This is a genomic window from Pseudomonas frederiksbergensis, from assembly GCF_000802155.2.
GTDB classification, from domain to species: Bacteria; Pseudomonadota; Gammaproteobacteria; order Pseudomonadales; family Pseudomonadaceae; genus Aquipseudomonas; species Aquipseudomonas frederiksbergensis_A.
The window spans coordinates 1-19,575 of record NZ_JQGJ02000021.1 but is presented as its reverse complement, the minus strand read 5'-3'; the positions used below and the strand labels follow the sequence as shown (position 1 = coordinate 19,575).

Sequence of the window (19,575 nt, the reverse complement as noted above, 5' to 3'; positions counted from 1 at the left end):
CGCAACTTCAGGTGACATCATGTTCGCGCTGTTCCAACGACAACGCTCGGCGTCGGCACCGATGGCGCCCACGGAAGCGGCTGTAAAAGGTAAGGGGCTGACGCGGCCGGAGTCGGCCGCATCGCTGCTGGCCACCCCACGCCGGCAGAAGTTGCTGGAACACATATGGCAACGTACTTCGCTCTCACGCAAGCAGTTCAGGTCCCTGTATCTCGCACCACTGGAACGTTACGCCGAGCTGGTCCAGCAGTTCCCCGCGTCGGAAAGCCATCACCATGCCTATCCAGGCGGCATGCTCGACCACGGGCTGGAAATCGTCGCTTATGCACTGAAGCTGCGGCAGTCACATTTACTTCCTGCCGGCACGACGCCCGAGGACCAAGTAGCACAAGCCGAAGCCTGGACAGCCGCCATTGCCTACGCAGCGCTCCTGCACGACATTGGCAAGATCGCCGTCGACCTTCATGTGGAATATGCCGACGGCAACACCTGGCACCCCTGGCACGGACCATTGTTGCATCCGTACCGCTTCCGCTATCGCAAGGAGCGTGAGTACCGGCTGCACAGTGCCGCAACCGGACTACTCTACAACCGCCTGCTTGATGGTCACATCCTGGACTGGCTCAGCGACTATCCCGCTCTGTGGTCGTCGTTACTGTATGTGCTGGCAGGCCGATATGAACATGCCGGCGTGCTCGGTGAGCTCGTCACCCAAGCTGACCGTGCGTCGGTCGCTCAGGAGTTGGGGGGCGATCCGGCCAGGGCGATGGCGGCGCCGAAACATGCACTGCAACGCAAACTGCTGGAAGGCCTGCGCTTCCTGCTCAAGGAGGAGCTGAGGTTGAACCAGCCACAGGCCTCGGACGGCTGGCTGACACAGGACGCCTTATGGCTCGTCAGCAAGACCGTCTCAGACAAGCTGCGCGCGCATCTGCTTTCGCAAGGCATCGAAGGCATCCCATCGAGTAACACCGCAGTATTCAACGTTCTGCAAGATCACGGAATGCTTCAGCCAACAGCCGATGACAAGGCCATCTGGAAGGCAGTAATCACGAGTGAGAGTGGTTGGTCGCACACGTTCACCTTGCTGCGGCTGGCCCCCGCCCTGATCTGGGAAAGCGCAGAGCGCCCACCCCCATTCAGTGGCATTGTAGAGGTGGTACAGGAAGAGGCGGCGCAGGAAGAAGTTGCTTCAGCAACGTCCGGCCGCAGCACATCGCCCAGTGGCGAGGAAGTTACGGTAACCGCGACCGGAACACCTTCATCCGCACCAGTCACACCAGCCGCAACCGCAGCCCCTGCGGATGGCCTGGACGATCTACTAGCATTGTTCAGCACACCAAATACCGCGCCAATTCTGTCGCCACCACCGGACGCCCCCTCTGAACAAGAGCCAACTCAAGAAAAAATTGATGTGCCTGCTACGTCATCGGCACCTGCCTCACAGGAACGAGGCTCACAACCCCCACCGTCAGGCGATCACTTCATGGTCTGGCTGCGCCAGCACATTGAGAACCGAAAGCTGATCATCAATGATGCGAAGGCTCTGGTGCATACCGTGGCCGATACCGTGTACCTGGTGAGTCCTGGGCTGTTTCAACGTTACGCACAGGAACACCCACAGTCAGCCGTCTTCGCCAAAGAAGACAAGGTGGCGGATTGGCAGTGGGTGCAGAAGCGCTTTGAGAAGCTGGAGATACACCGAAAGCAGGATAACGGCCTGAACATCTGGTCCTGTGAAGTCACCGGACCGCGCAAATCACGTAGGCTGCATGGTTACCTTCTAAATGACCCTCTGCGGCTGTTCAATGACGTTCCTTTGAACAACCCCTATCTCACAGTCTGCCGACAACAAACTGCAGCACACGGAAACGATATGAAAGACGCTCGCGTAAAACTATCCATCCCATGGTGATAGGGTCTGTTAACGTTTCGAAGCAGCGCTGTCGTCAGCATAGTGCTGGTTCGGAGGCCAGTGAACACTCTGGAGCCATTGGCAAAAGCCGTGTAGGCAATACAAGCAAAATCCACTTGGCAGTCAATGCGCATGGCTTGCCTGTGGCGCTCGAAATCACTGGAAACGACATCAACGACTGCACGGCCGCCTCGAGCCGACCGCACAGCTACCGTCTGCCGAGGTGATCGCGGTGGATAAGGGCTATTACAGTGAGCGAATTCGCGAGCAACTCGAGGCTCAGGACGCTTGTTCGGTGCTCCCGAGAAAGCGCAACTCGATCAAGGGCAACGCTGATCTGGACAGGGGGCTCTATCGATACCGGCACTTGGGCGAAAATGTCTTTGCACGCCTAACAAAATTATGTCGTGAGCCGGCGCGCAAGCATCCGTGCCTCCGCAAGCCAGACCCAGGCCTCGCTCACAGCAAACAGGCGATCATGGTACATGATCAGTCGTCGAGCCCTTTCATTCCAAGCGTGAGTGCGCTCCACTACCCATCGCTTGGGCATCACCACGAAGCCGGTTTTAGGCGGTGCAACCGTGAATAGGTCGCCTTGCTGCGAGCACCATTGCCCTGCCCTTCTATTGTTTGGTCCGCGCACTACTTGAACATCGACAGCATGGGTTTGATTCATGCGTTGAGCCCATTTCCCCGCGTATGCACTATCAACGAACAGTGTATTCAAGGACGGGTATTTCTCCTTTGAGTAAGCCACGGCGTCATCCGCTGCGTCGCGATCCTGCACACTGGCTGCGCTGATACTCACCGCCAGCAACAGCCCCAGCGTATCCACGATCAGGCTTCGCTTGCGCCCCTTCACTTTCTTGCCAGCGTCGAAGCCACTGTCCCCTCCCTGGGGAGAACTGCGGGTCGATTGCGAATCCAGGATAGCCGCTGACCGCGAACCATCGCGATCGTCCCTATCCCGCCATTGCGCGCGTAAGCGATCATGCATTTGCTCGAATTTACCCTGCAGACTCCACCGGCGGAAGGTCTTGTAGACATGTCCCAGGGAGGGAATTCGCGCGGCAGCATCCGCCAGGAGCACCCTGAGCTTCAAACAAATCGGCGACTAACGCCCATTCAGCATCAGTCAGGCAGCTGGGATATCGCTGCTCCGGCAACTGGCGTCTGTGCGTTTCGTTGTAGCCATAGGATTTGCGAGGTTCGGCTGAAACAAAGCTGCCCTGGCACGCTGCTTCGCGCGTGTAATTCCAGCCAGCTTCAAAGCTTTTGCAAATGTATCGGGATGAGCAGTGATGCCTGTTGCGGCGCGGAAGCATGCGCTAGTTCAGCCTGGCTGGAAAAAGGATGAGCGTGCGCAAGCTTGACTAGCAGCGGGTACTGCTCTGCAGCAATAGCGGGAGGGCGTCCGGTTCGAGGCATGACTTCATGGTGATCCAAGCAGAGGGAGCAGTGAGTTTAGTTTATTTTGTCTACACCCTCTTAGGGGCTATCAACTTAACAGTATGTCCGTGCTGGCGAATACCCTTGCCCAATGATGAGCGCCTGAGCAAGCCTCCATACCAATCAAGCACGGGGGCAACTGGGGGATCAATGGCACCAGTTGGTCTCGCGCAACCTTCGGTTTCACCAAGGTTGCTCTACCAGCCTCGTCGACGCCATGAACGGCGAATACGGCCTTGGCTAGATCGATTCCCACCGTAATAATTGGCATGGGCTTCCCTCCTGTTTTTTTGATGCAGGTTTGAAACTTCATCATGGCATCTGGATGCCGATTCGCGAATATCGCCGCGGCCTCAGGACGGGAAAGTCCCTTTCATTCGCGCTAAGGTTTTTCTGGGCAGCCGTAGCGGCCGGAACTTTTCTTCCTCCAGCCTGCGGTTTTGCCGCCAAACGTAATCGCCGGTCAGGTTGATGTGTTCCCAGCCCAACGGCGACAGGTATTGCAGCAGCTCACCGTCCACCGGCTTGCCCGTGTTGCCGGTAGCTTGGGTGGTACACCCCAAGTACGGTAGCGAGCCGGGACGGCTTTTGTACACCCACATATCCGACCAGTACGCACCGTTCAGCACTCGGGTGGTGACAGCTCGGCCAAGGGCCGCCGAATAGGTTTGGCGCGGATGTGCCAGGCTTGCAGCTAGGACGACTTGGCGTAGGTCAGGCCGGGACTGGACTAACCAGCGGAGAAATTACGAAAGCGTAGTAGCCATGGTCTGCGCCTTCCTTGGCTGCCCATGTGAAATGGCGCGGCACGCCGAGATCACCCAGAGAACCGGTGTGGCGATCTACTTCTGCGTCCCGCACAGCCCCTGGCAGCGCGGCAGCAACGAAAACATCAACGGCCTGATTCGCAGTACCTGCCCAAGGGCACGGATCTGTCGGTACACAGCCAGGGCTTGAATGTCATTGCGCTACAATTGAACATGCGCCCGCGAAAACGCTTCGACTTTAAATGCCCGATAGAAGTCATGGGCGAGGTGATGCAAGAAGCCATGGCTATGCGGTATGATGCTCCGACTTCACTTCAATAACCGTGTTGCACTCAGCCCCTGCAATCGCTCCTTGGTACAACTTCCATACAGAAATGACCTATAAATCATCTCCAGAAGCATTCGGTAATGCCTGCATCATTACCGGAATAACCAGAGCTAACAATCAGCCAAAGGTGTATCCGCCATGTCGATCTACGAGCAGGGCCTCGGCCGCGCCGCCGTCAACCATGTTGCCCTCAGCCCCCTGAGCTTCATCGAACGCACTGCGGCGATATACCCACACTACCCGGCAGTGGTGCATGGCTCGATTCGGCGTAACTGGGCCGAAACCTACGCGCGCTGCCGGCGCCTGGCCGCGGCGCTGGCCGGTCGTGGCATCGGCAAGGGCGATACGGTGGCGGTGATGTTGCCGAACATCCCGGCGATGCTCGAAGTGCATTTCGGTGTGCCGATGATCGGTGCGGTGCTCAACACCCTTAACGTGCGTCTGGATGCCGAGGCCATCGCCTTCATGCTGCAGCATGGCGAGGCCAAGGTGGTGATCGCCGACCGCGAGTTCTATGACGTGATCCACGCCGCCATCGGCATGCTCGACCACCCGCCGCTGGTAATCGATGTCGACGATCCGGAGTACGGCGAAGGCCAGGCGGTCAGCGATCTGGACTACGAGGCCTTCCTTGCCAAGGGTGACCCCGAATTCGCCTGGCAGTGGCCGGCGGACGAGTGGCAGGCCATCAGCCTCAACTACACCTCCGGCACCACCGGCAATCCCAAGGGCGTGGTCTATCACCACCGTGGCGCCTTCCTCAACGCCATGGGCAACCAGATGACCTGGGCCATGGGCAACCACCCGGTCTATCTGTGGACCCTGCCGATGTTCCACTGCAATGGCTGGTGCTACCCCTGGACCATCACCGCCCTGGCCGGCGTGCATGTGTTCCTGCGCCGCGTCGACCCGGCGAAGACTCTCACCCTGATCCGCGACGAGCAGGTCACTCACCTGTGCGGCGCGCCCATCGTGCTCAATGCCCTGGTCAACATGCCGGCCGAAGCCAAGGCCGCCATTGATCATCCGGTCAAGGCCATGGTGGCTGGCGCCGCACCGCCGGCCAAGGTGATCGGTGCGGTGGAAGAGATGGGCATCACCGTGACCCACGTCTATGGTCTCACAGAAGTCTACGGCCCGGTCACGCTGTGCGCCTGGCACGCCGAATGGGATGAACTGCCGCTGGAGGAGCGCGCCACCATCAAGGCGCGCCAGGGCGTGCGCTACCCGACCCTGGAGGGGGTGATGGTCGCCTACCCGAAAACCCTGGAGCCGGTGCCGCGTGATGGCCAGACCATCGGCGAGATCTTCATGCGCGGCAACACCGTGATGAAGGGTTACCTGAAGAATCCCAGCGCCACCGCCGAGGCCTTCGAGGGCGGCTGGTTCCACACCGGCGACCTGGGCGTGTGCCATGCCGACGGCTACGTGGAAATCCGCGACCGCCTCAAGGACATCATCATCTCCGGCGGCGAGAACATCTCCACCATCGAGGTCGAGGGCGTGCTCTATCGCCACCCTGCGGTGCTGGAGGCGGCCGTGGTCGCCCGTCCGGACGAAAAATGGGGCGAGACGCCCTGCGCCTTCATCACCCTGAAGACCGGCCAGCAGGTCAGCGACAGCGAGATCATGACCTTCTGCCGCGAACACCTGGCCGGCTTCAAGGTGCCCAAGACCGTGGTCTTCACCCAGTTGCCGAAGACCAGCACCGGCAAGATCCAGAAGTTCGTCCTGCGCGACATGGCCAAGGCGCTGTAAAAGCGGCCCTTTCCCCCGGCCCCTCTCCCGTTGGGAGAGGGGTGAATGAACCGTTTTCAAAACAACAAGAACCGGCCCTGGCGGCCGATGGAGAGCCCTCATGCAAATTTTCAAGCGCCGTGACGGCGACGAACAACCTTACTGGCCCTTCGGCCCGTTCAAGGTGCGTCTACCCTTCGTGCATTACCGCTGGGAAACCGCCGAGATGCTGCAGGCGCGGATCATGTTCGTGGTCAGCCTGGCGATGATCCCGTTGCTGGAGAAATACCTCGGCCTGCCCTATGACGTGGCCCTGGCCTACGTGGTGGTGTGCGGCATCGGTTTCATGCTACCGGCGCTGCTCGGCGTGCCCTTCGTACCCGGCTGGATCACCCCCGGCATCCCGGTGGTGCTGCTGTTTCTCGGCAATTTCGAACCGGGCTGGAGGCCATCCAGGCGCTGTTCGCCCTGCAGCTCCTGGTGTTCGTGATCTTCCTCGTCCTCGGCGTCACCCGCCTGGGCAGCGCCCTGGTGCGGCTGATCCCCAACTCGATGAAGGGCGGCATCATCATCGGTGCCGGCATCGCCGCGCTGATGGGCGAGATCAGCGCCGGTGGCCGCCTGGCCAACATGCCGCTCTCCCTGGTCCTTGGCAGCCTGATCTGCCTGTACCTGATGTTCTCGGTGTCGTTCAAAAGCCTGACCGAGCGCGTGCCGATGGCGCGCAAGATCGTCAACTACGGCATGGTGCCGGGCATGCTGATCGCCACTTTCATCGGCATCGGCGTGGGCGAGTACAAGATGCAGGACGTGAAGCGGGGCATCACCGCACCGGCCTTCGGCGAGATGTGGAATTACCTGCCGTTCAACGTCGGCTTCCCCGGCCTCGACGTGTTCATGCTGGCCGTGCCCACGGCGGTGATCGCCTTCGGCCACATCATCGTCGGCCAGTCGCTGATGCAGCGCGCCGATGAACTGCGCACCGACGAGGTGATCGAGAACAACGTCGACCGCGCGCATTTGGTGACCGCCATCCGCAACGCCCTGCATGCCTTCTTCGCGCCCTACCGGGGCCTGGCCGGCCCGCTGTGGACGGCAGTGGCGGCGACCATGGCCGAGCGCTACAAGTACGGCCGCAAGGCGATAGACTCGATCTACAGCGGTGCCGGCACCTTCTGGATCACCGGTTTCGCCGCGCTGTTCATGCTGCCGCTGGTCAGTTTCTTCCAGCCGGTACTGCCGATCGCCCTGTCGCTGACGTTCATCCTCACCGGCTACATCTGCCTGATGGTCGGCTTCGAGCAGTTGAACAACAACACCGAGCGCGGCATCGCCGGCACCATGGGTGTGGTGCTCGCCGTCTACGGGGCGGGCTGGGGCCTTGCTGCGGGAGCCGCACTGTACATTCTGGTCGAACGCCCCCATCTGCTTAAATTCACCAGCATCAAGGACAAACCGAACGAAGCGGCCGAGGCCGACTGAGTTCTTTCGTACACCCAGCGCCGCGCCTGTCGCGGCGCCTCCGCTGTCGAGGTTGCACCATGCCCGAATTCAACGCCCCGCTGCGCGACATGCGCTTCGTTCTCCATGAAGTCTTCCAAGCGCCGAGTCTGTGGGCACGCCTGCCGGCCCTGGCGGACATCGTCGAGGCCGACACCGCCTACGCCATCCTCGAAGAAGCGGCCAAGGTCACCGGCAGTCTGATCGCCCCGCTCAACCGCAGCGGTGACGAGGAAGGCGCGCAATGGGAAGGCGGCGACGTGCGCACCCCGGCCGGCTTTCGCGAGGCCTACGCGACCTACACCGAAGGCGGCTGGGTCGGCCTGTCCGGTAACCCGCAGTACGGCGGCATGGGCATGCCCAAGATGCTCGCCGTGGCCTTCGAGGAAATGCTTTACGCCGCCGGCTCCAGCTTCGCGCTGTATTCGGCGCTGAGTTCCGGCGCCTGCCTGGCCATCGACGCCCATGCCAGCGAGGAGTTGAAGTCCACTTACCTGCCGCCGATGTACAAGGGCCGCTGGGCCGGCTCCATGTGCCTGACCGAGGCCCATGCCGGCACCGATCTGGGCATCATCCGCACCCGCGCCGAGCTACAGGCCGATGGCAGCTACACGATCACCGGCAGCAAAATCTTCATCACCGGCGGCGAGCAGGACCTGACCGAGAACATCATCCACCTGGTGCTGGCCAAGCTGCCGGATGCACCGGCCGGGCCGAAGGGCATCTCGCTGTTTCTGGTGCCCAAGGTGATGGTCAATGGCGATGGCAGCCTCGGCGCGCGCAACGCGGTGAGTTGCGGCTCCATCGAGCACAAGATGGGCATCAAGGCCTCGGCCACCTGCGTGATGAACTTCGACGGTGCCACCGGCTACCTGATCGGCGAGGTCAACAAGGGGCTGGCGGCGATGTTCACCATGATGAACTACGAGCGTTTGTCCATCGGTATCCAAGGCATCGGCTGCGCCGAGGCGTCCTATCAGTCGGCCGTCAGCTACGCCCGCGAGCGTATCCAGAGCCGTGCAGCCACTGGCCCGGTCAACCACGACAAAGTCGCCGACCCGATCATCGTCCACGCCGACGTGCGTCGCATGCTGCTGACCATGAAGGCGCTGAACGAAGGTGGTCGTGCTTTCGCCTGCTACGTCGGCCAGCAGCTCGACCTGGCCAAGTACGCCGAGGACGCCAGCGAGCGGCAGAACGCCGAGGCGCTGGCCGCCCTGCTGACCCCGGTAGCCAAGGCCTTTTTCACCGATACCGGGCTGGAAAGTTGCGTGCACGGCCAGCAGGTGTTCGGTGGCCACGGTTATATCCGCGAGTGGGGCCAGGAGCAACTGGTGCGCGACGTGCGCATCGCGCAGATCTACGAAGGCACCAACGGCATTCAGGCACTCGACCTGCTCGGGCGCAAGGTGGTGGCCGACGGCGGCGCCGCGCTGCGCCTGTTCGCTGGCGAAGTGCGCGATTTCGCCCATGCCCATGAATCGCCGTTCGGCGAGCGTCTGGTGGAAGCGCTGGAGCGCCTGGAGGCGGTCAGCCGCTGGCTGCTGGAGCAGGCCAAGGCCGACTCGAACTCGGTTGGCGCCGCCTCGGTGGAATACCTGCACCTGTTCGGCTACGTCGCCTACGCCTACATGTGGGCACGCATGGCGGCCGTGGCGCAAAGCAAACAGCACGAAGACGACGCCTTCTACAGCGCCAAGCTGGCTACCGCCGAGTTCTTCTTCGTCCGCCTGCTGCCGCGCACCCTGAGCCTGGAGACGAGCGTTCGTGGCGGCAGCTCGTCGCTATACGGGCTGACCGCCGAGCAGTTCTAAACGGGCGGGTGCAACCCACTACCGCCGAGCAGGTGTGCTGCACCCGCCCTACAGGGACCCATGAACAGGCTCGGTTTTGCGGTACCCACCGAGCATGAAGAACAAGTCGTAACCGCCTGGTTTGCCAGACATGCAGTCACCAAACCAGTGAACGAGCCCCCTGAAAGACAGGACACCGTTTCTCCCTACGATAAGGGATAGGCAAACGGTTATGTTTATGACTACGACAGAGTGGTGAACTACTCGGCCAGGAGCGGCGACGACGCTGGAGCCCGGAGCAAAAGCTGGCGATGGTCCGCGAGAGCCTTGAGCCAGGACAAAGCGTTTCGGTGGTAGCCCGGCGCAACGGCGTCAATGCCAATCAATTGTTCCACTGGCGCAAGCTTTACCAATACGGCAGTTTGTCGGCGGTCAGTGCCGGTGAAGCCGTGGTGCCTGCGTCCGAACTGAGTGATACGCTCAAATAGATCCGTAAGCTACAGCGGATGCTAGCTGCTTGAGCAAAACAGGATCGTCAGGAAGAGTTTCGGGCATGCAAATCATGCCGTGGATTATACCGGCTCAGGTCACAAAACGCGGCGTCAAAACCTGATGCGGGCGGTTGCGCCACAGGTCGAAACCATCCAACAGCCAGTTCAATTCCTGAACCGTCAGCACAATGGCTTAGTCTTGATCATCGGGCGATGTTTTGAACCGCTCGGCATCCAGTCGTTTGAGCCACAGGCAGAAGCCGTTGGGCTGGTGAGTAGGCCGGAGGAGTTTCACCTCCAGCCTCTCGCAGAACCGTACGTGAGCCTCTCAACTCATACGGCTCCCGTTGCCCAGTCGTACATCATTTCCATAGACTTGCCAGTGCACGAACAACGATGGACACGCTTTCTTCATACGATTGAGCCAATCAACACTGCGGCGCTTGTGCCCCGCTAATGGTTTGTATTTCTGACGAGCCCAGCGCTGCAGTTTCAGATCAAAATGATTGAACACCTTGCGCATTACCGTCTTGTAGAAAGTGCCATAGTAGTTCCACCACCCACGCAGGGTCGCGTTGTACTGTTTTGACAGATCCAGAAGGCTGGCCGGTGTTTGCCGCTGGATATTCCAGCAGCGAGTCTGCTGTCGCATTTTCTTCAGTGCTTCGTCACTGGCCGCAGGCAGGAAGCTGGTAAACCGGCGTCCATTGTTGCCCCACGCCTCTCGTGGTCGAAAGGTAAATCCCAGAAACGTGAACTGCGTCGTCGGGTAGATTGCTTTGCGGTTACTGTCCTTGCAGTAGACGATCTTCGATTTATCCGGATGCATGCTGAGCAGGCATTCCTCCAAGCGTGCCTTGATAGCACCCATGACCTCATTCGCCTGCTGCTCGCTGCGACAGTGAACCACCGCATCGTCGGCATAGCGTGCAAAGGGACATCTCGGATAAGTCCTCTGCATCCATGCATCGAACACATAATGCATGAACAGATTCATCAACAATGGGCTGACCACACCGCCTTGGGGTGTGCCACTTTCACGCGGCACACGATGGCCATTTGCAGTCTCGAACGGAGCTTTAAGCCATCGCTCGATATACAAGATGATCCACTCATCCTTAATGTGATGTTTGACCGCTTTGAGCAGTAACTCATGATCAATATGATCAAAAGCTCCCTTGATATCAAACTCCACTACCCAGCTCATATTCCAACAGCGTCTGCGGGTGATCTCTACTGCCTGTTTGGCAGACTTTCCCGGCCGGTACCCGTACGAGTCCTTGTGGAAAAGGCAATCAAGCCCAGGCTCGATGAGCAGCTTGACGACCGTCTGGGCCACTCGATCCGCTACCGTTGGAATACCCAGCTTGCGTTTTCCTCCTGATTGCTTCGGAATTTCCACCTGCCGTACAGGCGGTGGAAAGTAAGAACCGGATGACATCCGGTTCCAGACCTTGTACAGGTTCCGTTGCAGCTTCTGCTCGAACTTGGCAATAGACTGTTCATCTATCCCAGCAGCTCCTCGATTGGCTTTCACACGCTGGTAGGCTTCCCAAACTGTCAGTTTGGAAATGTTGTACGACTTTGCTGTGCTCATACCGCTCCTCCTCGCCATTGCGAGTTGACGGTACAAGTCAGCCGGGCAACGCCATCCCTTCGCTCCGCTCTCATTACAAGAGGTTCATCACTACTACGAATGGCTCCGCCCCTAGACCTTTGCATCGGTATTCTTCCTCACGGTAGTAGCTGCTTGTCATTTCCCTTGGCATCAAAGGCCAGGTTCTCACGTTCCATATCAAAGCCTGTATTGAGCTCATGCCGCCTATACACCGGCTGCCATCTGGACGGTAGGCAGGTAGCCTCCAGACTGATCCCGAGGCTACTGGGCGACCTCGGTTTTGACAGCGCTTGAATCCTTAACGATGCGTCATCGGACGGTTTGCTTTCGCTCATCTTCTCAACACGTACCTGACGCCGTTATCGGCGCCTTTTCCACAGTAGCTCACCACTACGCCTTTTGAACGCAGCAGCACTGGGTGGTTTGAAGCCGGCTCCTGCAAGCAGACTCCGGGAGGCCTACTCCCATCTTTAATACAGCACCGCTGGCTTATGCCTGCGTTCGTGACACACCCCAATAGAGAATTTTCACCCGGTTGCGCGCCCGGTTGAGGAAGACAAACAACACCGGATCGAACACCGCGACTTTGATATCCAGTCGACCAATGGTAAGCGTCCGAACTACACCGTCTTGCAACTCAAATCTTGATCCTCTTAAACCACTGATTCACGCGCTCGCAGTCAAATGCCGCCGGCTCAAATATTTCACCCTACCAACCCACCATGTCGTCGTGTTCTGGATGCTTGGGGTCTGCCATGGCCTCTAGAAAATCCTCGTAACCCGGCACCCCACCTACGTCTTCCGGCGGGCAAGCATTGGCACCTTCAATGCAATACGGCAGTTGAGGGGCTGTGATGGCAGGTAGCCTTTTCTCGACTTTGATTCGGTGATCCCAGCTGTCACCAAAGTCGTAGAGATAGTCAAGCGTCTTTTTACCGAACAGCGCTTTGACCAATGTCTTGCGAGCTTCTGGATTCACCGGCGGCCCCCAGCCATCAGAATCGGGAATCCCGTATTTTTCACCTGCTATTTCAAACTCATGCAGATGACTGTCGCTCCAGCCCATCACGACCTGAATCACGTGATGCAGCTTGCCCAAGGTAATGTTTTCAGGGACTACGAAACGACGCCAGATCGTCGGTGTGATCCACTTCAGCTCAATGTGCAACAGCAAGAGATCAGGTGCAGGCTTGGGTAGGCTGACAGTTTTAACCATGGATCAGGCGGCCTCGCAGAGGTCAGTGTGGTTCAAGGAAATATTCCAGGGCAGCAGTTCGCCCACCCGGTTAACTGGATGTTCGACGATGTGCTCAAGCACGTAGGTCAGATAGGCCTGAGGATTTAACCCGTTTAGCTTGGCGGTACCCACCAGGCTGTAGATCGCCGCCGCTCGTTCTCCTCCCGCATCGGACTCGGCAAACAGGTAATTTTTGCGACCCAATGCGACGGCGCGCAATGCGCGTTCGGCGGCATTGTTGTCGATTTCGATCCGGCCATCATCGCAGTAGCGCGTCAGCGCCTGCCACCGATTGAGGGCATGGAGGATCGCACCGCCCAATGCAGATTTTTTCGATACTTGAGTCAGCGTCTGGTTAAGCCATGCGTGCAGTTGTTCCAGCAGCGGACTGGCCCGGCTTTGCCGAACCACTTTTCGTTGGTCGGGCGGTTGCCCTCGAATCTCGCTCTCGATGGCATACAGGGCCGTAATCCGTTGTAGCGCCTCGCCGGCAAGTGGCGAAGCCTGGTCTTTGTAAACATCGTAAAACTTGCGCCGGGCGTGAGCCCAGCACGCAGCTTCCTCAATAGTGCCTGTCGCATACAGTTGAGCAAAACCGGCGTAGCCGTCAGACTGCGAGATCCCGCTAAAGCCCTTGAGATGAGCGCGGGGATGTTGCCCCTTGCGATCCGGCGAGTAGGCAAACCAAACCGCAGCCGGTGTCGAGTCACCCGCAGGTCGGTCGTCCCGTACGTCCATAGGCGAGCCGTTTTTGTCTTGCGGTTTCCCGGTGCGAGCACGCCAATCGGCGTGTCGTCGGCATGGACTTTGTGGCCGCTCATGACGTGGTGCTCAAGGGCGTTGATCAGTGGCCTGAGCAACTGACTGCTCTGGCCGACCCAGTCGGCCAGGGTTTAACGCTCCAGATCCACGCCCTCACGGGCGTAGATCTCGGACTGCCGATACAATGGCAAATGATCGACAAACTTGGAGACCAGCACATGGGCCAACAACCCCGGCCCTGCAAGGCTTCGGGCTATCGGACGACTCGGCGCCGGCACCTGGGCAATGTGCTCGCAGCAGCGGCAAACCCACTTCGGACGAACACGGCGAATGACTTTGAAACGTGCCGGAACGTACTCTAGCACTTCGGACACATCCTCACCCAAATAGCGAAGCTTCCCACCGCAGCCCGAGCATTGCGACTCGGGCTGATGCACGTGAGTTTCGCGAGGCAGGTGTTCGGGCAATGGTTTGCGGCGCGGAACTGCGCGAGGTGCTGGTTCGACTGGCGGTGGCATTTCGGCTTGGCTGACTTGCAGCTCTTCAAGGCTCAACTGGAGCTGATTGATCATCGCGTCCAGTTGCTCGGAGCTGCGACCGAACTGCATACGACGCAGCCTGGCGATCATCATTTTCAAGCGCTCAATCTCTGCCCGCTGGGCAGAGACCAGAGTCTTCAAGGCTTGAAGATCGTTCGGCAGGGAGTCGGTCGCGAGGGTCATGAACGCATGTTACTGGGGTTTTTTTCAGCGCGGCAAGTCAGACCGCGAGGACGGGTGCTGTACGAATTGGCCTGCGCCAATCAATGCCTTCCAACAGCATCGACAACTGCGCAGCCGTTAGCGATACGCTGCCGCGGGTTGCTTGTGGCCAGACGAAGCGCCCTTGTTCCAGCCGTTTGCAAAACAGACACAAGCCGTCGCCATCCCACCACAACAGCTTGATCCGGTCACCGCGTCGTCCGCGAAAGGCGAAGATCTGACCGGAGAACGGGTCGGCTTCCAGCTGTGTCTGCACCAGTGCCGCTAACCGTCGAAGCCACGACGCATGTCGGTGACGCCTGCGGCGATCCAGATACGGGTTCCAGCGGGCGGGGCAATCATCGCAATAGCTGCTGCAAGACGAATTGCAGCGACTGCGGATCGGGTGCGCCCGTGATACGCAGCTTGGCTTTTCCGACCTCAACTGCGATCTCGGAATGACACTCCGCCTGTGGCTGGAGGACTTGTGGCAGATCGATTGGCGCCTCAATCAACTGGACGGGCAAAAGCGTTGCGCTCTGGCTGACGGCGCCGAATAACCCTTGCTGATATTGATGCCGCCAGCGAAAAACCAGGTTGGCATTGACGTCATGTTCGCGAGCAATCAACGACACCGAAGCTCCCGGCTGGAAGGTGGCTTCGACGACTTGGCGTTTAAAGTCCAACGAAAAGTTGGGGCGACGACCGGCTCGACGGGCTGGGGCAACTGTATCCAAGACAGTGTCCACTAAAAAATGGTGTCCACTATCTTGGCTAATTTGGAGGGTCGTCAGGAGAGGGAGCTGGCCAGACGGTTACTGTGAAGGAGCTGGGCGGTGACCAGTACCTGAGTAAGTACGATACAGGGACGCTGGCCAAGCGGCTGAGCAATACGCCAGAGGCTGACGGTGACGGGCAGAAGTACCGCGGGCGTGGCCTGATTCAGGTGACGGGCCGCGACAACTATTTTGCGTGCAGCAAGGCGCTGTTCGGCGACGACCGACTGCTTCGAACCCCTGAGCTGCTGGAGCAGGCCGAGTGGGCGTGCAAGTCGGCGGCGTGGTTCTGGAACTCGCGGAACCTGGACGCACTGGCCGACTCAGGCTCGTTCGAGATGATCACTGGGCGCATCAACGGCGGGCTGAACGGTTATGCCGAGCGCCTGACCTCCTACAGCACCGCACTGAAGGTGCTGGCATGAACGCTCTCCTGCTGCGACTCCTCCCTTATATAGCTGCGGTGCTGCTGGTGCTTGGCGCGCTGTATGGTGCCTTCCATCACGACCTTTCGGTAAAGGATGCCGAATGGGCAAGTCCGGTGGAATGACCGTAACACCCTGGACGCCAAGGCGCTGGCTGCGAACGAATCCGCCGAGCGCGCCAGAGAACAAGCCCGTCAACTCTCCATCAACAAGGCGATCCAAGATGGTCAACACACGATCGATCAAGCCACGGCTGATGCTGCCGCTGCTCGCGCTTCTGCTGACAGCCTGCGCGGGGCAGCCGCCGCCCTTGCCGCTCGAATCGCAGCCAGTCAAGCCGGCGGCCATTCCTGCACTGCCGCCACAAGCGCGGCAGCTAGGGTCTGTTGACGTTTTGAAGCAGCGCTGTCGTCAGCATAGTGCTGGTACGGAGGCCAGTGAACACTCTGGAGCCATTGGCAAAAGCCGTGTTGGCAATACAAGCAAAATCCACTTGGCAGTCAATGCGCATGCCCTCCGGTCATTCGTAGATCACGCTTGTTGTAGATGGCCTTGTGCAGCAGAATTTCCCGCAGCTTCGACCAATGCTCATCACTGAGCAGTAATCGGGGCATTGCAAACTCGTATCGACGTTGGGTCAGAGCTTCAAAATTACAAGTTTGCTCTTATATATCAATTGCTTAGCGCGAAACGGCAACAGCCCCTAGCAGCCTGTCGGACTTTCCCCCTCGCCGGTAGAATTGCGCATCGCCCCTGGACCCTGACTGTATGAGCCGCTTTCGGCCGATAAACCGCGAAACCGACTACCTGCTCCCACCGTCGGTGCAAGACTGGCTGCCCGAGTCACATTTGGCGCGCTACGTGGTGGAGGTCGTGAAGGGCCTGGATCTGTCGAAGCTGGAGCGCGCCTATGCGGGCCGCGGCAGCCTTGCCTACCATCCGGCGATGCTGCTGTCGCTGCTGATCTACGGCTATGCCACAGGCGCGTATTCAAGCCGCAAGATCGAGCGAGCCAGCTATGACTCTCTGGCGTTCCGGTTTATCGCCTGCAACCAGCATCCGGATCACGACACCCTGGCCAGCTTCCGCCGCCGTCACGGCGAGCAATTCGCCGCGACCTTTGTGCAGGTGCTGCAAATCGCACGCGATAGCCAAGTCTCGCGTTTTGGCTCGGTCAGTCTGGACGGCACCAAGATCCACGCCAATGCCTCGCGGCACAGTGCCCTGTCCTATGGCCACACCGAAAAGATCGAGGCCCAGCTTATGGCCGAAGTCCAGGAGATGCTCGACCTGGCGGAAGCGGCCGACCAGAGCGACCTCCCCGCGGGGTCAGCCTGCCCGACGAGCTCAAGCGGCGCGAAGACCGTCTGGCCGCTATCGCAGAGGCCAAGGCCAAGATCGAAGCGCGGGCCAGGGAACGCTTCGAGCGGGAGCAGGCCGAGTATCAGGCCAAGCTGGCCAAGCGCGAGGCCAGTGGCAAGAAACCCGGCGGCAAGCCGCCGAAGCCGCCGCAGGTCGGCCCGCACGCGCACGAACAGATCAATCTGACCGACGAAGACTCGCGCATCATGAAGGTGGCCGGGGGCGGCTTCGAGCAGTGCTACAACGCCCAAGCGCTGGTCGATAGCAAATCCATGCTGGTCATGGCGCCGCATGTGACCCAGGCGGGCAACGACAAGGAACAGGTCGCGCCGATGCTGGCCAAGCTCTAGGCGCTCCCCGAGGGGCTGAACCAGCCGGGGCAATTGCTGGGCGATACCGGCTACTTCAGTGAAAAGAACGTCGAAATCTGTCAGGCCGCCAGGATCGAGCCACTGCTTGCCGTTGGCCGGGACGCCCACCATCGGCACTGGCGCGAGCGCGAGCCGGCAGCGCTGGAGGAGCCGGCCAGCCCGGTCGAGCACATGAAGCACCGACTCAAGACCAAGGCCGGGCGCGCGACCTATGCACTGCGCAAGCAGACGGTGGAGCCGGTATTCGGGATCACCAAGTCGGTGATGGGTTTCCGCCAGTTCCTGCTGCGCGGGCTGGCGAATGTCCAGAACGAATGGACCTTGGTGTGCCTGGCGTGGAACTTGAAACGCATGGCCGCGTTGCGCCCGCAATCCGTCCACTATGCGTGAACAGAGGCCAAATCCGCTCGATTTCAGGAAACACAGGGCAATTACCGGTTAAAACCGCCTAAATAGTGAGCAATTCGCTTCGCCTTTGCCATGCTCCGCCCATTCATTAATTCAAGTCCGAAAGGCTGCTAGGGCTACATGCTAAAGCGATTGACTAGATTGTTAAGATTTGCGGACAAGCGCGCCAGCTCTTCACTGGCCTCGGAGGTCTGCTGAACACCGGCGGTACTCTGTTCAGAAATGTCACTAACAGCAACCAGGTTCCGATCGACTTCTCGCGCCACCTGGGCTTGTTCTTCTGCTGCGCTGGCAATCACTAAATTCATTCCATTTATTTCCGTGATCCGCTCGGCAATCAAGGTCAGCGCCTGATCAGCTTCACTAGACATCGTTTGACTGCGTGCAGCAAACTCGCAGCTCTGCTGCACGTCACGAACACCCTCTTGCGTCACGCTCTGAATGGCAGAAATCATTCGTTCGATTTCTTGAGTAGAGGTCTGGGTGCGTTGTGCCAAATTGCGAACTTCGTCAGCGACTACCGCAAAACCACGACCTGCCTCACCAGCATGGGCGGCCTCAATCGCAGCATTGAGGGCAAGCAATTTGGTTTGCTCGGCAATGGCACGGATCACGTCCACTACAAGACCGATGTTCGATGCTTCCTCAGCCAGGCGGAAGACGGTTCTGGTGGTTTCATTAAGCTTGCTGCTGAGCTGATCGATAATCTCGCGGGTTAGCACAACCTGTTTGCGCCCCACGTCTGCCAGATCCATCGCTTCGTGTGATGTATTGGATGTGCGGTTGGCATTTTCTGCGACTTCATCCACTGCAGCGGACATTTCGGTTACTGCCGTGGCCGCCATTTGTATCTCATCATTTTGCCGGTGGATACCCTGAGCTGCGCTCTCGGTGATCGTCTGAAGTTCTTCAGCAGCAGCTGCCAATTGAGTCGCCGAGCCTTGAATATCCTGTAAGGTATTGCGAAGATTAGCCTGCATCGCCTGCACCGACCGCTGCACGTCGGTAACCTCATTGCGACCGCTCACTTGAATCGACTGGCTCAGATCGCCAAGAGCTACACGAGCCGCTGCATCCTTAAGGGTTGTCAAAGGATGGATGATGCTACGTATAAGCCTCATGGCGAAGACACTACCGCAAATTAGTATTCCCAAGAGCAGCAGCGCTAACATGGTGCGGGAAGAGTCATACAGGACAACGGAGGCGTCATAGACACGCTTTGATTCCTCCACTTGGATTTGGGTCAGATGGCTGAGCCCCTCCGAAAGCGGATCAATCAAAGGATACATTTCATTTTCGACAAAGGTGTCGAGTGCCGCTTTGTCACCACGTTCCAAAATGCCTTTCAAACGTTCAATAGGTTCTTGAGCCGCATCAACAAGCTTGGCCAGTGCGTCTACTGAACGTTGCTCCTCATCGATCATTTGGGTCTTTTGGTAGGCGGGCCATAGGGTGTCGATCTGCCGTTCGGCTTCTTTCACCTCATCCTCGGCTTGGGCGTAGGTCATGCGGCCGCTGCGCGCCTTGTGGCTGCTATCGACGATTTTCACTGCATACAGGTCGGCGATGGTTTTCAGGTCACGTAACGGAACGACTCGATCTAGATAGACCGTATTCAGGCTTGCCACCCCTCTCTGAAGAGCACTGAATCCCATCAACTCGATAGTTATGAAGCCGATAAACATAGCGCCGACTAGCATTAAAAGTCGGGTTCGAATAGTGAATTGCTGCATGAGTGTGATCCTATTCCGTAAGGCTGCTAGGTCTGTTGATGTTACAAGCTAACCCATTGATAAAAAGCCAACTCAAATTGTGATGTTCTCAAACCGAAACAAAACGAGTTTGCAATGCCCCGATTACTGCTCAGCGATGAGCTCTGGTCGAAGCTAGGGAGAC

At 58.9% G+C, this 19,575-nt stretch carries 9 protein-coding genes and 15 pseudogenes; 13 read left to right on the top strand and 11 right to left on the bottom strand.

All coding sequences use genetic code 11. The features are described from left to right. The first annotated feature begins 19 nt into the window (after positions 1–19). Both mobH and JZ00_RS31635 read left to right on the top strand, forming a co-directional pair. Positions 20–1,915, top strand: coding sequence for a MobH family relaxase (mobH, locus tag JZ00_RS25400; protein ID WP_046510175.1), 1,896 nt, complete (start codon positions 20–22; stop codon positions 1,913–1,915). Between the two features lie 32 nt (positions 1,916–1,947). After that, positions 1,948–2,309 (top strand): annotated as a pseudogene (locus tag JZ00_RS31635) (transposase); the annotation flags it as partial. Between the two features lie 6 nt (positions 2,310–2,315). Here the strand turns inward: JZ00_RS31635 and JZ00_RS25395 are convergent. The 3 pseudogenes from JZ00_RS25395 to JZ00_RS25385 form a co-directional block, all read right to left on the bottom strand. Beyond that, positions 2,316–3,343 (bottom strand): annotated as a pseudogene (locus tag JZ00_RS25395) (IS5 family transposase). Positions 3,344–3,396: 53 nt separating this feature from the next. Next, positions 3,397–3,635, bottom strand: a pseudogene (locus JZ00_RS25390) (IS110 family transposase); the annotation flags it as partial. A gap of 82 nt (positions 3,636–3,717) precedes the next feature. Continuing rightward, positions 3,718–3,930 (bottom strand): annotated as a pseudogene (locus JZ00_RS25385) (Tn3 family transposase); the annotation flags it as partial. Between JZ00_RS25385 and JZ00_RS32080 the strand changes: the two are divergent. The 6 genes and pseudogenes from JZ00_RS32080 to JZ00_RS25365 form a co-directional block, all read left to right on the top strand. Continuing rightward, a pseudogene (locus tag JZ00_RS32080) lies at positions 3,917–4,018 on the top strand (Tn3 family transposase); the annotation flags it as partial. The pseudogenes JZ00_RS25385 and JZ00_RS32080 overlap by 14 nt on opposite strands. Positions 4,019–4,159: 141 nt before the next feature. Then, positions 4,160–4,452 (top strand): annotated as a pseudogene (locus JZ00_RS30535) (IS30 family transposase); the annotation flags it as partial. 145 nt (positions 4,453–4,597) lie between these two features. After that, positions 4,598–6,217, top strand: coding sequence for an acyl-CoA synthetase (locus JZ00_RS25380; protein ID WP_039593999.1), 1,620 nt, complete (start codon positions 4,598–4,600; stop codon positions 6,215–6,217). 100 nt (positions 6,218–6,317) lie between these two features. Continuing rightward, positions 6,318–7,678, top strand: a pseudogene (locus JZ00_RS25375) (xanthine/uracil/vitamin C permease). Positions 7,679–7,737: 59 nt separating this feature from the next. Further along, positions 7,738–9,510, top strand: coding sequence for an acyl-CoA dehydrogenase C-terminal domain-containing protein (locus JZ00_RS25370; RefSeq protein WP_039593998.1), 1,773 nt, complete (start codon positions 7,738–7,740; stop codon positions 9,508–9,510). 239 nt (positions 9,511–9,749) lie between these two features. Continuing rightward, positions 9,750–9,974: pseudogene (locus tag JZ00_RS25365) on the top strand (transposase); the annotation flags it as partial. A 334-nt stretch (positions 9,975–10,308) separates the two neighbouring features. Here the strand turns inward: JZ00_RS25365 and ltrA are convergent. The 5 genes and pseudogenes from ltrA to tnpA all read right to left on the bottom strand — a co-directional run bounded on the left by ltrA (position 10,309) and on the right by tnpA (position 15,074). Then, complete coding sequence (ltrA, locus tag JZ00_RS25355) at positions 10,309–11,577, bottom strand: group II intron reverse transcriptase/maturase (protein ID WP_039593997.1); 1,269 nt, start codon at positions 11,575–11,577, stop codon at positions 10,309–10,311. A 658-nt stretch (positions 11,578–12,235) separates the two neighbouring features. After that, positions 12,236–12,814: pseudogene (locus JZ00_RS25350) on the bottom strand (plasmid pRiA4b ORF-3 family protein). 3 nt (positions 12,815–12,817) lie between these two features. Continuing rightward, positions 12,818–14,319 (bottom strand): annotated as a pseudogene (gene tnpC, locus JZ00_RS25345) (IS66 family transposase). A gap of 37 nt (positions 14,320–14,356) precedes the next feature. Further along, positions 14,357–14,782: an IS66 family insertion sequence element accessory protein TnpB gene (gene tnpB, locus JZ00_RS32170; protein WP_442967192.1), complete on the bottom strand. Its 426-nt coding sequence runs from the start codon at positions 14,780–14,782 to the stop codon at positions 14,357–14,359. Continuing rightward, positions 14,697–15,074 (bottom strand): IS66-like element accessory protein TnpA, encoded by a 378-nt coding sequence (gene tnpA / locus JZ00_RS25335; RefSeq protein ID WP_160300880.1) that lies wholly within the window; start codon positions 15,072–15,074, stop codon positions 14,697–14,699. Before tnpA ends, tnpB begins: the two co-directional genes overlap by 86 nt. Positions 15,075–15,130: 56 nt before the next feature. On the opposite strand from tnpA, the pseudogene JZ00_RS25330 reads away from it, so the two are divergent. The 4 genes and pseudogenes from JZ00_RS25330 to JZ00_RS30990 all read left to right on the top strand — a co-directional run. After that, positions 15,131–15,538: pseudogene (locus JZ00_RS25330) on the top strand (glycoside hydrolase family 19 protein); the annotation flags it as partial. Continuing rightward, the gene (locus tag JZ00_RS31750; protein ID WP_268794927.1) at positions 15,535–15,663 is read left to right on the top strand and encodes a hypothetical protein; all 129 of its coding nucleotides are present in this window, start codon (positions 15,535–15,537) and stop codon (positions 15,661–15,663) included. The pseudogene JZ00_RS25330 and the gene JZ00_RS31750, both read left to right, overlap by 4 nt. Then, complete coding sequence (locus JZ00_RS30530; RefSeq protein ID WP_232925044.1) at positions 15,635–15,928, top strand: DUF2514 family protein; 294 nt, start codon at positions 15,635–15,637, stop codon at positions 15,926–15,928. The genes JZ00_RS31750 and JZ00_RS30530 overlap by 29 nt, the downstream gene beginning before the upstream one ends. Positions 15,929–15,941: 13 nt before the next feature. Continuing rightward, positions 15,942–16,055, top strand: a pseudogene (locus JZ00_RS30990) (IS5/IS1182 family transposase); the annotation flags it as partial. A gap of 1 nt (position 16,056) precedes the next feature. Here JZ00_RS30990 and JZ00_RS30985 read toward each other — a convergent pair. Further along, a pseudogene (locus JZ00_RS30985) lies at positions 16,057–16,152 on the bottom strand (IS5/IS1182 family transposase); the annotation flags it as partial. Between the two features lie 154 nt (positions 16,153–16,306). On the opposite strand from JZ00_RS30985, the pseudogene JZ00_RS25320 reads away from it, so the two are divergent. Continuing rightward, positions 16,307–17,661, top strand: a pseudogene (locus JZ00_RS25320) (IS1182 family transposase). A gap of 134 nt (positions 17,662–17,795) precedes the next feature. Here JZ00_RS25320 and JZ00_RS32075 read toward each other — a convergent pair. Together JZ00_RS32075 and JZ00_RS32070 are read right to left on the bottom strand one after the other, a co-directional pair. After that, positions 17,796–18,524, bottom strand: coding sequence for a methyl-accepting chemotaxis protein (locus tag JZ00_RS32075; protein WP_412177691.1), 729 nt, complete (start codon positions 18,522–18,524; stop codon positions 17,796–17,798). Between the two features lie 129 nt (positions 18,525–18,653). Further along, positions 18,654–19,412: pseudogene (locus JZ00_RS32070) on the bottom strand (MCP four helix bundle domain-containing protein); the annotation flags it as partial. Positions 19,413–19,575 lie beyond the last annotated feature (163 nt).